The sequence below is a fragment of the Arenimonas sp. genome (assembly GCF_044353605.1).
GTDB lineage: Bacteria > Pseudomonadota > Gammaproteobacteria > Xanthomonadales > Xanthomonadaceae > Arenimonas.
Genome location: NZ_JBILBO010000003.1, coordinates 125,882 through 140,229 on the forward strand (window position 1 = coordinate 125,882; position 14,348 = coordinate 140,229).

A 14,348-nucleotide genomic window follows, 5' to 3' on the forward strand; every position below is an offset into this window, starting at 1 on the left:
GGGCGGACTGGGTGGAACTGGTGCTCACGAAAGGAATCGAACCTTCGACCTCTTCCTTACCAAGGAAGTGCTCTACCGACTGAGCTACGTGAGCGGCAATACAAAACAACAAAATCAAACGCGTTTTAATGGAGCGGGATAGGAGAATCGAACTCCTGCGATCAGTTTGGAAAACTGAGGTTCTACCATTAAACTAATCCCGCCTTTGCATCAAAGCTGGAACCGCACAAAAAAATAAACTGGTGGAGGGAGGTGGATTCGAACCACCGAAGGCGTAAGCCAGCAGATTTACAGTCTGCCCCCGTTGGCCGCTTGGGTATCCCTCCAGAGTTAGCCCGTTATTTTCGCTCGATATTCGGGCTTTGTCAACGCCTAAATGGCTCAGACATTAAACCGGAAGTGAAGGACATCGCCTTCCTGCACGAGGTAATCCTTGCCCTCCAGACGGAGGCGTCCGGCTTCCTTGGCACCGGCCTCGCCCCTGTATTGGATGAAATCGACAAATGCGACGGTTTCTGCCCGGATGAAGCCTTTTTCGAAATCGGTATGAATCACGGCGGCGGCCTGCGGGGCGGTGGCGCCCTTGTGGACCTGCCAGGCCCGGACCTCTTTGACCCCGGCCGTAAAGTAGGTCTGCATGCCCAAAAGCGTGTAACCGGCCCGGATGACCCGGTTCAGTCCCGGCTCGTCCAGCCCCAGATCGGTCAGGAACTCCTGGCGCTCATCGTCCTCGAGTTGGGATAGCTCCTCTTCGATGGCGGCACAGACGGGGACCACTTGGGCACCTTCAGCCTCGGCACGGGCACGGACCTTGTCCAGGTGGGGGTTGTTTTCGAAACCGTCCTCAAGCACGTTGGCCACATACATGACCGGTTTCAGGGTCAGCAGGAACAGATCACGCACCAGCGCCTTCTGTTCCGCATCCAGGCCCAGAGCACGTGCGGTTTTGCCAACGTCCAGCCCGTCTCGCAGGAGCTGCAACACCGGTTTGCGGGCGGCAGCGTCCTTATCACCGGCCTTGGCCAGCTTTTCGGTGCGCAACAGGGCTTTATCGACGGAATCCAGATCCGCCAGAGCCAGCTCGGTATCAATGGTTTCAATATCGGAAATCGGATCGACTTTGCCGTTCACATGCACGATTTCGCCATGTTCGAAGCACCGCACTACATGCGCTATGGCATCCACTTCACGGATATGCGCCAGGAATTTATTGCCCAACCCCTCGCCTTTCGAGGCTCCGGCAACCAAACCGGCGATGTCGACGAATTCGAACGAGGTCGGAATGACTTTTTGTGGCTTGATGATTTCCGCCAACTGCGCCAATCGCGGATCCGGGACCGGCACCACGCCAGTATTGGGCTCGATGGTGCAGAACGGAAAGTTCGCGGCAGCAATGCCGGCCTTGGTTAAGGCATTGAAAAGAGTAGATTTTCCGACGTTCGGCAAGCCGACGATACCGCATTTGATACCCATTGTTAACCTCTATATGTTGCCGACTGCGTCACTTCGCCGCCGGTGTATGTAACTGTTTCATGGCGTCATTGATACGCCCATCGGCCAACATCGGCACGACACCAATGGCCGTATCGACCGCCTGCAATATCGCAACCGCATCCTCCGCGCCCGGCCGGCCGAGCACCCAGGGCGTGACCTTGTCTTTGTGTCCCGGATGGCCGATTCCGATCCGGAGACGATGGAATCCGCCATGACCGAGCTGGGCCATGGTATCGCGCAGACCGTTCTGTCCGCCATGGCCGCCATCAAACTTCAGGCGCGCGGTTCCCGGCGCCAAGTCGAGTTCGTCATGGACCAACAGACAGGCGGCCGGATCGATTTTCCAGTAATGCAGGCCCGCAACCACCGGACGACCCGAGACGTTCATGAACGTCAACGGCTTCAACAAGTGCATACTGTGTCCGGACACTGTGATTTTGGCGGTCTCCGCCTGTAATTTTTTGTCGGTGTTCCAGCGCGCCTGATATTTCTCGGCCAGCGCATCAATAAACCAAAACCCGGCATTGTGCCGGGTTCGGGCGTATTCGGATCCGGGATTGCCCAGACCGACGATAAGCGAAATCGCTTCCATAACCGGATGCCGCCCCTGCCGGAAACCCGACAGCGGCGGCAATACCCATTACTTCTTCTTGGCAGGCGCAGCGGCCGGAGCAGCGGCGGCTTTGGCGGCCTTGGTCGACGGCACTTCGGCACCGGCTTCCGGTGCAGCGGTGTCTTCTTCCTGGCCACGGGCATGCTTGGCGATGACGACCGCCAGATCATGCTCTTTGCCGAGCTTCAGCGCAGGCAGAGTGACGCCTTCCGGCAGTTTCAGCGCCGATATGTGCACGATATCGCCGGCGGTCAGGGCCGAAAGGTCGACCTCGATGAATTCCGGCAGGTTGCGCGGCAGGCAGACGATGGTGATTTCGTTCAGCTCGTGGGTGACGATCACGCCGGCGGTTTTACCAGCCGGGGATTTTTCCTGGTTCAGGAAGTGCAGCGGCACGTTGAAACGGATGGCTTCGTTTTCATCGATGCGCTGAAAATCCAAATGCATGATCTGCTGTTTGAACGGATGACGCTGCATATCGCGCAACAGGACGCGCTGGCCCTTGCCGTCGACGTTCAGGGTGAGAATCGAGGCGTAGAACCACTCATTCTGGCTGATATGCCAGAGATGGTTGTGTTCGACCTGGATTGATTCCGGAGTGGCGCTGCCGCCATACACGATGGCGGGCACCTGGCCGGCATGACGGAGGCGGCGGCTCGCACCTTTGCCTTCATCCTTGCGGGCACTTGCATTGAGTTGATGTTCTGACATAAAAATCACCTTAATTGACTTACGTTAAACCGCCTCGCGACGGGGAGTGCGCTCATTCGCGACCAAATGAGCAAGGTTTGGGTTTTTGCCGTGCGCATGCGCCCGGCACCCACCCACAAAAAGAATCAATCGACGTACAGCGAACTGACCGACTCGCCCAGCGCGATGCGCCGGATGGTTTCGGCCAGCACTTCGGCCACGCTCAGCTGGCGGATACGGCCACAGGCCTTGGCCGCGTCGCTGAGCGGAATGGTATCGGTCACAACCAGTTCATCCAACGCCGAGTTGGTGACATTGGCAATCGCGGCACCGGATAGAACCGCGTGAGTACAGTACGCCACGACCTTGACCGCGCCCTGCGCCTTGAGGGCGTTGGCGGCGGCGCACAGGGTGCCGGCGGTATCCACGATATCGTCGACCATGACGCAGGTCTTGCCGGACACATCACCGATGATGTTCATCACCGTGGCCACGTTGGCACGCGGCCGACGCTTGTCGATGATGGCCAAATCGGCGTCATCCAGACGCTTGGCAATGGCACGCGCACGCACCACACCGCCGACGTCGGGCGAGACCACGATGATGTTGTCGGTGCCGTGGTTGCGCCAGATATCGGCAAGCAACAGCGGCGAAGCGTAAACATTATCGACGTGGCAGTCGAAAAAGCCTTGAATCTGTTCGGCGTGCAGGTCCATGGTGATGACGCGATCGGTATTGACCACGCTGAACATCTTGGCGGCGACCTTGGCAGTAATCGGCACCCGGGCAGAGCGTGGGCGGCGGTCCTGGCGGGCATAACCGAAATAAGGCACGACGGCGGTGACGCTGTTGGCGGCGGCGCGGTTAAGCGCATCGATCAGCGCCAGCAGCTCCATCAGATGTTCGGCCGACGGGGCGTTGGTCGGCTGAATGACGAAAACATCCTGGGCACGGACGTTTTCTTCGATTTCGACCTGCACTTCGCCATCGGAGAATTTGCCGACCAGGGCTTTGCCCATGGGCACGCCGAGTTCGCGACACACCGCTTGCGCCAAGGGGCGATTCGCATTACCCGAAAAAACGAGCATGTTTTGCTTACTCATCGTTGGCCCTTGACGCATTGTTCAGAAATTGGCTGGGGCGGTAGGATTCGAACCTACGAATGCCGGGATCAAAACCCGGTGCCTTGGGCCTCTTGGCGACGCCCCAATTTCTTCATGTAATGGATTCGTGCCGCGCAAGCCGCAAGGCCTGCAACAACGTCGACTCCGCTGCTGACGACACCACCCAAGAGCGGTAGCCTTCAGGCAATCCGGCCTGAGCTTCCAGCGCCGCTTCTTTCGAATCGAAACGCAGGAAACACCCGCCTCCGGTACCGGTAAGCGCAACTTTGCCGAAGCCCGCCATGGCCGCAAACACCGAATCGATCCGGGGTTGCAGCGCGCGGACTACCGGTTCAAATGCGTTATCGAGCAACGAACCACTTACGTAGCCCGCTATTTTCACCAATTTTTGGTCGCGCGTCAATTGCGACGATTGAAAAAGTTCAGCCGTCGGCACGTGCACGCCGCTATCAATCAATAAAAACCATGCCTGCGGGAGCTGAATCGGCGTTAAGCGTTCACCCACCCCTTCCGCCCAGGCATTTTGCCCATGCACGAATACAGGCACATCGGCCCCAAGGGTAAGACCAATCTCCGCCAAGCGTGCTTCGGGCAAATTCAATCCCCACAGGTGATTGAGAACCAGAAGCACGGTAGCAGCATCGCTCGACCCGCCACCGAAGCCTCCGCCGAGGGGAATCTGCTTGTCAATCGCGATCTCCACCCCGAGCGGGCAATCGGTAGCCGTCTTCAGTGCCTTGGCAGCACGCACGGTGATATCCAGCGCCTCCGGCACGTCATAACCGGGGACTTCGAGCCGGCTGATTCGGCCGTCCAGGCGCACCCGAAGGCGTACGGTATCCCCCCAGTCAAGCAGCTGGAACACGGTTTGCAGGCAATGGTAGCCGTCACTGCGGCGGCCGGTGATGCGTAAAAACAGGTTGATTTTGGCCGGTGCCGGCCAGGAGCTCCAGCCGGGTTCAGTCACGGGGCAGCTCCTGCCACTGATCAATTACCAGCCGAAGACGGGTCTGGCCACGTTCAATGATGATCATGCCCGGCAAGCGCACGGGTTCATCACGCCAGTCGGCATAGCGCCAGGACCAGTCGGCGATACGCACGGACCCGGTGGATGCGGAAGCGTTCCATTCCGGCTTTTCCGGCCAGAATGCCCGCAAGCCCTCAGGCAATGGCGGCAAAGGTGCCGGCACCTGCAACAGCTCAGCCAAAAGCGCCTCGGACGGCCCGGATTTCAGCGGCTGGCCGCCCGCATCCAAGATCTGGGCCTGATTCGCATCAACGCGCAAATGGGCTGACCCCATGGCCAACGGCCCGGTCACCCGGACATCCGAGGTTTCGCCGGTCTGACGCCATTGGATGCGAGCCGAACCGCCTTTTCCGGCACGGGCGTAAGCCAGACGGCCGGTAAAGGCCCAGTTGGCATTCGCGGTCAGATATTCCTCACGCGCCGCTTCACTTCGGACAGGATCCGGACGACTGACAACGGACGTACAGCCAGCCAGAAGCAGCAGGGCCGGCAAAACCAAGGCTTTCAACGCATCTGCTCCTGCAGCGCCAGTAATTCGGCTTCCGAGGCATCCAGCTGGAGACCCTTTTCAAGGTAGACTTGTGCCTGCTGGCGGTCGCCGATGCGCAGAAACACCTGGCCCAGATGGCCAGCGGTAACGGCCGACGGCGTCAGCTGCCAGGCTTTCTGAAGGTGGATCAGCGCCTCCTTGTCCCTGCCCAGACGGAACAGGACATAGCCATAGCTGTCGAGGATTTCAGGCTGTTCGGGCGACAGAAGAAATGCCTGGGCAAGCGGTTTATAAGCGGCACGCGGCTTATTCAGCTCCTTGGCCAGTGTGAAGCCATAGGCATTGAGGGCATCGGCGTCCGCGGGTGCTGCTTTCAGAATGGTTTGCAATTCCGACATGGCAGGTTCAAGCCGGTCCTGGCCGAACAAACGCATGGCGAACTGATAACGCAATGGATTGGCCTGCGGCCAAAGCGCAAGCCCGCGACGGTATACGGCATTGAGCACCTCGTCATCACGTTCATCACTGCGCAGAATGCGGTGGAACTGGACTTCAGTCTGGAAGGCGTCGCGGCGGATTTCATCGGATAAGCCGGTATCTGCGGCAACCGCCTGTAATTGGGCGAATGCCGCTTCCCGTTTCCCTTGTCGGAATAGCACCACCGCCAGGCGGACGCTGGCGGTGGTCGGCACACCGGCCGCCAAGGCCTCGCGGTAATTGGTTTCCGCCTCCGGCCAGTCTTTCAGAAGTTCTCTGAGTGAGCCCAGCAGCACCGGGCGCTGAAAATCGTCCAAAGCGGCATCTTTGCGGATCTGCGCCAACAATTCGCGTGCCTTCGCGTCATCCATGGCACGGCCGAGTAAAACAATCCGCTGGTAATAGGTGCCGCCATCCTGCGGCAAGACTTCTAGCCATCGCCGGTTCTGTTCCGCATCTCCGGCCTTCTGTGCCAGCACCAGAACGCTGCGTCGTTGCCACTCACTCAAATCCAATGGATCGAGCCGCTGCAGACGGCGCTTGCAGGCATCGGCGGCACCGTCAACGCACTCACGGAGAGTAGCGGCCAGAGATGCTTCTGTACTTTTGGGCGGCAGCCCGCCTTGCAAGCGGTCCGCCAACTCCTCGAGTCGCCATAGATAGGCGAACTGGAACAGTTCGAATCGTTCTGCCGGAGTCAAATCCGGACGGTCTGCATAGATGGCCAACGCCGCAGAAAGCACCGCCTGATGACGGGCAGCATAGGTTTCGGCGACTGCACGGGATGCGTAGAGGCCACGCTCATCCGAATGCCGGAGCAGTGACTGCCAGGCCTGTTGCGCCGAATCGCTTCGGCCCGCCTGCAGTGCTCTTTCAAAACGTTGTCGGATGAGATCGATCTGGGGGGCCTCAGCCAGGGCTGGCGCGCCGTCCAAATTGGCCAGCCACGCCGTTTCGCCCAGCACGGTCGCCAACTGACTACCGCGCAGGAGCTCATCTGCACTGAGCTGCGCGGGGGCTTGCAATCGATAATAGGAAAAGGCCTGATTGAACTGACCGGACTGGAACTGGAACTCGCTTTGCAGCAAGGCCTCCAGCCGGTCGGCCGGCAATGCGGGCATATCGGCGCGCCCGGCTGAAGGGAAAAGTGCCGGCAATAAGGCAAACACGGCGCTGAAGGCAATTGGACGCATACAACACAGTGTACACAGGCTAAAATAAACCGTCATTGCCTGAGCCCCACTATGTCCCTGTTTGTCCTTGGCTTGAATCACCAGACCGCGCCGGTTGACCTGCGCGAGCGCGTGAGCGTGTCGGACAGCCAGCAAAGCCAGGCACTTGCGGCTCTGATGCAAGTGCCCGGTGTCGAACAGGCCGTATTACTCAGCACCTGCAACCGGACTGAAATCTACAGCCATATCGCCCCCGAACATGAATCGGCACTGGCGCGCTGGTTGGCCGAACATCACGGCATCGCACCCGAGACCCTCAGCCACTACCTGTATCAGCATCAGGACGAGCAGGCGGTAAGGCATCTGTTCAGAGTGGCATCCGGTCTCGACTCCCTCATCATGGGCGAGCCGCAGATCCTCGGACAGGTCAAACAGGCTTGGTCCATGGCCCGTCAGCAACAGAGCGTGCACGGCCTGCTCGACCGCCTGTTCCAGCAGACCTTCGCCACAGCCAAACGCATCCGGACCGAGACCCGTATCGGCGCGCATCCGGTGTCCGTCGCCTATGCCAGCGTGAAATTGGCCCGGCAACTGTTCAGTCAACTCGACCAATCCAGCGTGATGCTGATCGGTGCCGGCGAGACCATCGAACTGGCGGCACAGCATCTGGCACAGGCGAATGTGAAACGGATGGTCATCGCGAACCGGACGCTGGAGCACGCCCAGGCCCTCGCCTCCCGCTTCTCGGCGTACGCACTCCCTTTGTCAGATGCCGCCAAACATCTGGCCGAGGCGGATATCGTCATCAGCGCCACCGCCAGTCCGGTGGCGGTGCTGCACGCCGACGACATCGCCGCCGCCATCACTCAGCGCCGCCACAAACCGATGCTATTGATCGATCTGGCGGTACCACGTGACATCGCGCCCGAAGCCGCGGATCTGGACGATGTCTACCTGTATACGGTGGATGACCTCGACCATGTGCTCGAAGAAGGCCGTGCATTCCGTCAACAGGCCGCAGTGGAAGCGGAAGCACTCATCTCTCTGCATGCCGAGCATTTCTTTGCGGAAATGAAAGCCATGGAACACCAGGGAGGCCTGCTGAAGCTTCGCCAGCGCGCCGAACACGAGCGCGACCTGCAGCTGGAAAAAGCACGACAGGCACTGGCCCGCGGCGAAGACACCGATGCGGTTCTTGAAATGCTGGCCAACCAGCTCAGCAACAAATTCCTGCATGCCCCCACGGCAGTTTTGAAACAGGCGGCACGTGACGGCGATACCGCACTGATGCGTGCCGCCGAACAGATTTTCCAGCTCGACTCCGATGCTCAGCCCTAAACTTCTGCGTAAACTCGAACATCTGGCGGAACGGCACGAGGAAGTCGGGCGCTTATTGTCGGATCCGGCCGTCATCGGCAGCAACACCCGTTTCCGTGAACTCTCCCAGGAATATGCGCAGCTGGATCCGGTGACTTCCGGACTGAGCGCCTATGATCAGGCACGGCGTGATCTCGAACAGGCGGAAGCCTGGCGGTCGGACCCGGAGATGCGCGATCTTGCCGAGGAAGAAATTCCCCGTCTTAAAGCGGCCATGCAGCATCTCGAATCGCGGCTCGGATTGTTGCTGATTCCGGCTGACACGCGTGACGAGGCCAATCTGTTCCTGGAAATCCGCGCCGGCACCGGCGGTGACGAGGCTGCGATTTTCGCTGGAGATCTGTTCCGCATGTATGCGCGCTACGCCGAACGCAAACGCTGGCCGCTGGAAATTCTGTCGAGCAATCCGGGTGAACACGGCGGTTACCGGGAAATCATTGCGCGCATCGAGGGCAAAGGCGCGTTCTCGAAATTCAAATTCGAATCGGGGACGCACCGCGTGCAACGCGTACCCGACACGGAAACCCAGGGGCGCATCCACACCTCGGCAGCAACCGTTGCCATCCTCCCGGAGATGGACGAAGTCACAGATATCGATATCCCGCCGGGTGATATCCGTACTGACACCTTCCGGGCCTCCGGTGCCGGCGGCCAGCACGTCAACAAAACCGATTCGGCTATTCGCATCACCCATTTGCCAACCGGCCTCGTGGTCGAGTGCCAGGATGAGCGCAGCCAGCACAAAAACCGTGCACGGGCGATGAGTCTGCTGAAGGCGCGTCTGCTCGATGAACAACGGGCAAAACAGAATGCGGCTCAGGCCGAGTCACGACGGCTGCAGGTTGGCAGCGGCGACCGGAGCCAACGCATACGCACCTATAATTTTCCGCAGGGACGCATCACTGACCATCGCGTGGAGGGCTTGACTCTCTATCGGCTTCCGGAAATCATTGCCGGTGACCTTGATGAGCTGATCGAACGGCTGACGGTCGAAAACCAGGCCGACGAACTGAAACTACTGACCGAGGGCAATCCATGACAACCGGACTCCATCTGTGCGTGCTTACCATCAGCGACAGCCGGACCGAAACCGACGACGCCTCCGGTTCATTCCTGTGCGAAGCACTGCAGACAGACGGCCACCACCTGTACGCGCGAGGCCTGCTGCCTGATGACAAGTACCGCATCCGCGCCCTGCTCTCGCAGTGGATTGCCGACCCTGCAGTGGACGGCATTCTGTGTACCGGCGGCACCGGCTTTACCGGACGTGACAGCACGCCCGAAGCGGTTCAGCCTCTGCTCGACAAGGAAATGCCGGGCTTCGGCGAACTGTTCCGTCATCTAAGCTATGCTGATATCGGCACCTCCAGCCTGCAATCGCGGGCCTTGGCCGGCCTGGCCAACGGCGTATTCATCTTCTGTCTGCCCGGATCAACCGGAGCCTGTCGTTTGGCCTGGAACGAGATCCTCCGCCATCAATTGAACCATGCCACCAAGCCCTGTAATCTGGCAACATTGAAACCGCGACTGCACGAACGCTGAGCCCATGAGGCCGCATGTCCAAGAAAATCGGAAAAAAAGAATACGAAACCGAATTGGCCAAGCTCCAGATCGAACTCAACCGCATCACGCACTGGGTGCAGAAAAACGGCAAACGCGTCGTGGTTCTAGTCGAAGGTCGCGACACCGCAGGCAAGGGTGGCGTAATCGCCGCCATCAAGGCTCATATGAACAGCCGCTCGTGCCGGACCGTGGCGCTGGGCAAGCCAACGGAAGCTGAGGCCAGTCAGTGGTATTTCCAGCGGTATCTGGCGCACCTGCCTGCGGCCGGGGAGTTCGTATTTTTCGACCGCAGTTGGTACAACCGGGCCGGGGTCGATAAGGTGATGGGGTTTTGCACACCACAACAAACCAAAGACTTCCTGAAGCAGGTGCCGGTTCTGGAAAAAATGTTGGTTGACGACGGCATCCTAGTGTTCAAATACTGGCTCACCGTCGATCAGGACGAGCAGGAGGAACGCTTCCGTGAGCGGCTTGATGATCCACTCAAACAGTGGAAGCTGTCGCCGGTAGATATCCTCTCCCGTGCCAAGTACGATGACTACACTGCCGCACGTGAAACCATGCTGGAAGCAACGCACACCAAACATGCGCCATGGACGTTGGTCGATTTCAACAGTCAGAAGCTCGGACGCCTGAACCTGATCCGGCATTTCATCGCAAACTTTCCGGATGATTCGGTGAAAGTCATCACCCCGGAGTGGAAACCGCTATCAGGCAAGCCGCGAAAGGAACAATACCGCGTCCCGCCTAAACCGATCAAAGCCAATTAATTAGCGGGCGGTCCGATTACCTCGGCCAGATCCGCCGAAGTCACCGGACCCAGGAAGGTCTTGACCACCTTCCCTCCGGGCGCAATCAGAACGGTCATCGGCAGGCCACGCGGTGTTTCAAAGTGCTCCGGCGGATTGTAGACATCGATGATGGCGAACGGATAATCAATCGGATGCTCTTTCAGAAATGCAGTCATATCGTCCCGCTCGATTTCCTCATAAGCCAAGCCGATGAACTGCACATCCTTCCGGGATTTGGCGAATGCGTTGAAATCCGGAATTTCCTTGAGACAAGGGGCGCACCAGGTCGCCCAGAAATTCACCACCACCCATTTGCCACGGTGTTCGGCAAGATCGAATTTGCCGCCTTGGAAAGTTTCCACGGTGAGCGCCGGCGTCTGTTTAGAGGCCACAAACGCCGCTTCCGGGGATGCAGCGGGTTTATCGCTGCAGGCGGCCAGAACGAGGACCAGCAGCGCCATAAAAAGGGATTTTTGGATCATGGTGCGGAAACCTCGGTAAAACAAAGGGACAAAGGGCGTTCGAGTGGCGCTTTGAGGGACCCGCGCAGAACTTCGATTATTGGCAGTATAAGCGCATCGATGTCATCGCCCTGCGAAGGCAGGTCGATGTCTTCCACTGGAATTCGCAGACCGAGACCCTGATGCAGGTCTTTCAGGGTATGTTCGGATAATGAACCACTGAGCCACCAATGGTCATGGCTGTCGCTCGCAATCAGTCCCATGCCGGCAAGACCGGCCAAATAACTGCGCATCATCGGCTCGGCGATATTGGGCTCCAGCAAGGCCAGGCTGTTGAATGGCAGATGGATACGTTGGGTACGGGCTTGCTGGAAACGGGCGACCAGGCGCAGAACCCAATAAAAATCGAGCCCTTTGGCGGCCCGAACGGCTTTGGGCCGGTAGCGGAATGAGGCCAGGGATGCGGTCAAGGAGGCACCGAACAAGACAACCAGCCACACCGCATATAGCCAGACCAGGGTGATGGGCACCACGGCCATGGCACCGTAAATATGCCGGAATGAAACGGACTGAAGGTAAATCGCGAAAAGCCATTTCAGCAATTCGAACAGAACCGTGGCGATGATGCCGCCGGTCAGCGCATAGCGCAGAGGAACCGATCGATGCGGTATCAACCAGTAGGCGGCACTGAACCCGATGAATTCGATCAACACCGGTGCGAGCACCAGTCCAACGCCATCCAGATATCCGGGGGTGTAATCGGCCAAATTGATGTACACACTCAGCGCTGAATTCAGCGCCAACAGGGAAACCACGCACAGGGATCCGGCCGTCAATAATCCCCAATAGGCCAGAAAGCGCAGGAGTTTCGGCTTCGGTGCCGGCACCCGCCAAATCCGATTGAAGGCCTTCTCCACGCTCCACATGGTCAAACCGACCGACAGCAGCAACGCCAAAACGCCTTTTGCCGGCAAGGTCCGGGTGCTGTCGGTGAAAGTGCGCAGACTCTGCTCGAGGTTGTCGGCAACACCCGGCACGAAATTATCGAACATGAAATCGACCAGGTTCTGCGTCCACTGGTCGAAAATTGGAAAGGCCGCCAGTACGGCAAATACCACGGCGGCGAACGGCACCACCGCCAGAATGCTGGTATAGGAAAGCGATCCTGCCGATTCGAAGCAGCGGTCATCGATGAAGCGTTTGAGAAGATGGCGTGCAAAATTGCCGATTTTATCGACATTATGTGCATGCGGACCTTCCAATAGCTTTGTTTTGAGCCTGTGCATTGTTAAAGTATAGCAATGCCCACAGCCAGGCGCTGACATGACCGAAATCCTCATCCTCTACTACAGCCGGAACGGCTCGGTCGAGCAACTCGCGAACTTGATCGCCCGCGGTGTCGAAGAAAGCGGATGCGTGGCTCGTCTGCGCTGCGTTCCGGCAGTTTCGGCCAATCACCTTGCCACCGAACCTGCGGTTCCCGAGACCGGTGCGCCCTTCGTGACCAAACAGGATCTCGCCGATTGTGCCGGCCTGATTCTCGGCAGCCCTACCCGTTTCGGCAACATGGCGGCGCCGATGAAATACTTCTGGGACGGCACCGGTGCCGAATGGGCCAGCGGAACCTTGGCCGCCAAACCGGCGGCGGTATTCACTTCAACGGCGACCATGCACGGTGGTCAGGAATCGACACTGCTGAGCATGCTGCTGCCGCTATTGCATCATGGCTGCCTGCTGGTCGGCATCCCGTTCACCGAGTCCCGTCTGTCCAGTACCCGGACCGGCGGCACACCCTACGGTGCCAGCCATGTCAGTGGCGGCGACGGCAAACAACCGTTCAGCGAAGACGAAACCGAGTTGGCGAAAGCACTCGGTCGCCGAGTCGGTGGCATTGCACTGAAGCTGGGCGCATGAACGCACTCGTTTCCCGTGCCAGCCTGGCCAAACGCTATGCCGTTCTTGGCATATTCAGCCTGCTGATCTGGATGGTCGCCTGGCTGACCTGGCTTTCGCCATCTGAGGTGCTCCCTAAGTCGGTTGCGACCGGACTGGCCGTAGCACCGATGCTTCCAGCTGCCCTGCTCGCCCTGTTTCGTCGACCATCTGCGGTATTCTGGGGCGGCATCGCAGCATTGTTGTACTTCTGTCATGCCATTACCGAGCTTTGGACAGTGCCGGACACCTGGCCGATGCCATTGGTGGAATTGCTTCTGTCGCTTTGGATCATCTTCGCCGGCAATTGGGACGGACTGAAAGCCAAACTGTTCAAGCGCGGCGATACCTGAAGCCGGTAAAATAGCGACAACCTGGAGATGTGCATGAATTCCCTTCTGATCCTGACCACCGGCGGTACCATCGACAAGATTTATTTCGATGACAAATCCGACTATCAAGTCGGTGAACCGCAGATCGGCCGGATTCTCAAAGAACTGGGTGTGGTGATTCCATTCACCGTGGTACCGGTGATGCGCAAGGATTCACTGCACATCAATCAAGCGGACCGCGAGTTGCTGAAGGCAACCATCGAAAACCGTGATGAATCCCGTATCCTGATTACCCATGGCACCGACACCATGGTGGAAACGGCCAAGGTGCTGTCGGCGATTCCCGGAAAAACGATGGTGCTGACCGGCGCCCTCAATCCGGCCAGCTTCCGAGGATCGGATGCCGAATTCAATATCGGCACCGCTGTCGGCGCGGTACAAAGCCTGCCGCCTGGCGTTTACATCGCCATGAATGGCTGCATCTGGGATCCGGCCAAGGTCAAGAAGAACGTTTCAGCAAACCGCTTCGAAGCGCTTTAACGGCCTATTTCGCCAGCTCTTTCATCAGAACATGCCAGTGCTTTAGACCCCGGGCGACAGTCGACACCGGCACACGCTCGTTCAGGCCGTGCGAATAATCATCTTCCGGCCGGACATAGGCGCCTGAAACCCCGTAGGAAGGTATTCCGGCGGCCCTGAAATACAGACTGTCGGTCGCTCCGGAAGACATGCCCGGCACACATCACGAGCGCCAGAGCCGCAAGCCTGCTTGCCTGTGCGGGATTGAAGTGAAGATATGCATTGG

17 protein-coding genes and 4 tRNA genes are annotated in these 14,348 nt (G+C 58.8%); 7 read left to right on the plus strand and 14 right to left on the minus strand.

The window, feature by feature from the left end; all coding sequences use genetic code 11:
• Nucleotides 1–18 precede the first annotated feature (18 nt).
• From ACIQ1A_RS03055 to ACIQ1A_RS03105, 11 genes are all read right to left on the minus strand, one after another.
• Nucleotides 19–94 (minus strand) — tRNA-Thr (locus ACIQ1A_RS03055).
• A gap of 35 nt (nt 95–129) precedes the next feature.
• Nucleotides 130–203, minus strand: a tRNA-Gly gene (locus tag ACIQ1A_RS03060).
• Between the two features lie 37 nt (nt 204–240).
• Nucleotides 241–326, minus strand: a tRNA-Tyr gene (locus ACIQ1A_RS03065).
• 55 nt (nt 327–381) lie between these two features.
• The gene (ychF, locus tag ACIQ1A_RS03070; protein WP_395769589.1) at nt 382–1,473 is read right to left on the minus strand and encodes a redox-regulated ATPase YchF; all 1,092 of its coding nucleotides are present in this window, start codon (nt 1,471–1,473) and stop codon (nt 382–384) included.
• A gap of 28 nt (nt 1,474–1,501) precedes the next feature.
• Nucleotides 1,502–2,086 (minus strand): aminoacyl-tRNA hydrolase, encoded by a 585-nt coding sequence (gene pth / locus ACIQ1A_RS03075; protein ID WP_395769590.1) that lies wholly within the window; start codon nt 2,084–2,086, stop codon nt 1,502–1,504.
• 48 nt (nt 2,087–2,134) lie between these two features.
• Nucleotides 2,135–2,818, minus strand: a complete 684-nt coding sequence (locus ACIQ1A_RS03080; RefSeq protein ID WP_395769591.1) for a 50S ribosomal protein L25/general stress protein Ctc — start codon at nt 2,816–2,818, stop codon at nt 2,135–2,137.
• Between the two features lie 125 nt (nt 2,819–2,943).
• Nucleotides 2,944–3,900, minus strand: a complete 957-nt coding sequence (locus ACIQ1A_RS03085; RefSeq protein ID WP_395769592.1) for a ribose-phosphate diphosphokinase — start codon at nt 3,898–3,900, stop codon at nt 2,944–2,946.
• A gap of 29 nt (nt 3,901–3,929) precedes the next feature.
• Nucleotides 3,930–4,006 (minus strand) — tRNA-Gln (locus ACIQ1A_RS03090).
• A gap of 6 nt (nt 4,007–4,012) precedes the next feature.
• On the minus strand, nt 4,013–4,888 hold the full coding sequence (ispE, locus tag ACIQ1A_RS03095; RefSeq protein ID WP_395769593.1) for a 4-(cytidine 5'-diphospho)-2-C-methyl-D-erythritol kinase: 876 nt from the start codon (nt 4,886–4,888) through the stop codon (nt 4,013–4,015).
• Nucleotides 4,881–5,456: an outer membrane lipoprotein LolB gene (locus tag ACIQ1A_RS03100; protein ID WP_395769594.1), complete on the minus strand. Its 576-nt coding sequence runs from the start codon at nt 5,454–5,456 to the stop codon at nt 4,881–4,883. The genes ispE and ACIQ1A_RS03100 overlap by 8 nt, the downstream gene beginning before the upstream one ends.
• On the minus strand, nt 5,453–7,036 hold the full coding sequence (locus ACIQ1A_RS03105; RefSeq protein ID WP_395769595.1) for a hypothetical protein: 1,584 nt from the start codon (nt 7,034–7,036) through the stop codon (nt 5,453–5,455). Before ACIQ1A_RS03105 ends, ACIQ1A_RS03100 begins: the two co-directional genes overlap by 4 nt.
• 123 nt (nt 7,037–7,159) lie before the next feature.
• Between ACIQ1A_RS03105 and hemA the strand changes: the two genes are divergently transcribed.
• Genes hemA through ppk2 form a run of 4 tightly spaced genes read left to right on the plus strand, consistent with a single transcriptional unit; the run spans nt 7,160 to nt 10,797 of the window.
• The gene (gene hemA, locus ACIQ1A_RS03110; protein WP_395769596.1) at nt 7,160–8,425 is read left to right on the plus strand and encodes a glutamyl-tRNA reductase; all 1,266 of its coding nucleotides are present in this window, start codon (nt 7,160–7,162) and stop codon (nt 8,423–8,425) included.
• On the plus strand, nt 8,412–9,503 hold the full coding sequence (prfA, locus tag ACIQ1A_RS03115) for a peptide chain release factor 1 (protein WP_395769597.1): 1,092 nt from the start codon (nt 8,412–8,414) through the stop codon (nt 9,501–9,503). The genes hemA and prfA overlap by 14 nt, the downstream gene beginning before the upstream one ends.
• Complete coding sequence (gene moaB / locus ACIQ1A_RS03120) at nt 9,500–10,006, plus strand: molybdenum cofactor biosynthesis protein B (RefSeq protein ID WP_395769598.1); 507 nt, start codon at nt 9,500–9,502, stop codon at nt 10,004–10,006. Before prfA ends, moaB begins: the two co-directional genes overlap by 4 nt.
• Nucleotides 10,007–10,020: 14 nt before the next feature.
• Complete coding sequence (gene ppk2 / locus ACIQ1A_RS03125) at nt 10,021–10,797, plus strand: polyphosphate kinase 2 (RefSeq protein ID WP_395769599.1); 777 nt, start codon at nt 10,021–10,023, stop codon at nt 10,795–10,797.
• Here ppk2 and ACIQ1A_RS03130 read toward each other — a convergent pair.
• Together ACIQ1A_RS03130 and ACIQ1A_RS03135 are read right to left on the minus strand one after the other, a co-directional pair.
• Nucleotides 10,794–11,300, minus strand: coding sequence for a TlpA family protein disulfide reductase (locus ACIQ1A_RS03130; RefSeq protein ID WP_395769600.1), 507 nt, complete (start codon nt 11,298–11,300; stop codon nt 10,794–10,796). The two genes, ppk2 and ACIQ1A_RS03130, sit on opposite strands and share 4 nt — an antisense overlap.
• Nucleotides 11,297–12,565: a YihY family inner membrane protein gene (locus ACIQ1A_RS03135; RefSeq protein ID WP_395769601.1), complete on the minus strand. Its 1,269-nt coding sequence runs from the start codon at nt 12,563–12,565 to the stop codon at nt 11,297–11,299. The genes ACIQ1A_RS03130 and ACIQ1A_RS03135 overlap by 4 nt, the downstream gene beginning before the upstream one ends.
• 37 nt (nt 12,566–12,602) lie before the next feature.
• Between ACIQ1A_RS03135 and wrbA the strand changes: the two genes are divergently transcribed.
• The 3 genes from wrbA to ACIQ1A_RS03150 are packed head-to-tail and all read left to right on the plus strand — an operon-like array spanning nt 12,603 to nt 14,083.
• On the plus strand, nt 12,603–13,193 hold the full coding sequence (wrbA, locus tag ACIQ1A_RS03140; protein WP_395769602.1) for an NAD(P)H:quinone oxidoreductase: 591 nt from the start codon (nt 12,603–12,605) through the stop codon (nt 13,191–13,193).
• Nucleotides 13,190–13,564, plus strand: coding sequence for a DUF2069 domain-containing protein (locus ACIQ1A_RS03145; protein WP_395769603.1), 375 nt, complete (start codon nt 13,190–13,192; stop codon nt 13,562–13,564). The genes wrbA and ACIQ1A_RS03145 overlap by 4 nt, the downstream gene beginning before the upstream one ends.
• 33 nt (nt 13,565–13,597) lie before the next feature.
• Entirely contained in the window at nt 13,598–14,083 is a 486-nt protein-coding gene (locus tag ACIQ1A_RS03150) for an asparaginase domain-containing protein (protein WP_395769604.1), read from the plus strand.
• 4 nt (nt 14,084–14,087) lie between these two features.
• On the opposite strand, the gene ACIQ1A_RS03155 is transcribed toward ACIQ1A_RS03150, so the two are convergent.
• On the minus strand, nt 14,088–14,273 hold the full coding sequence (locus tag ACIQ1A_RS03155) for a hypothetical protein (protein ID WP_395769605.1): 186 nt from the start codon (nt 14,271–14,273) through the stop codon (nt 14,088–14,090).
• Between the last annotated feature and the right edge of the window lie 75 nt (nt 14,274–14,348).